Origin of the sequence: Nocardia cyriacigeorgica (genome assembly GCF_010858045.1) — a bacterium.
GTDB classification, from domain to species: domain Bacteria; phylum Actinomycetota; class Actinomycetes; order Mycobacteriales; family Mycobacteriaceae; genus Nocardia; species Nocardia cyriacigeorgica_E.
Window position 1 is genome coordinate 1 of record NZ_JAAGVC010000435.1, and the last position, 234, is coordinate 234.

Sequence of the window (234 nt, forward strand, 5' to 3'; positions counted from 1 at the left end):
GTGCTGCGGCGCGCCATCGGCGACGCGCGCGGCCTGGACGGGCAGTACACCGTCACCGAGGCCGCCCTCGACCACATCGTGCGCATCGCCGGTGGCGATGCCCGCCGGGCGCTCACCGCGCGGATGTCGTCGTCGGTGAGCGAGCGCAGTTGCAGCACCAGCGATCGCGACAGCAGTGGCGAGACCACCGAGAACGAGGGGTTCTCCGTGGTCGCGCCGACCAGCAGCACGATC

The 234-nt window shown here is 72.2% G+C and carries 1 pseudogene; it reads right to left on the reverse strand.

Annotation, left to right across the window (positions count from 1 at the left end):
* Positions 1–89: 89 nt before the first annotated feature.
* Positions 90–234 (reverse strand): annotated as a pseudogene (locus GV790_RS31960) (replication-associated recombination protein A); the annotation flags it as partial.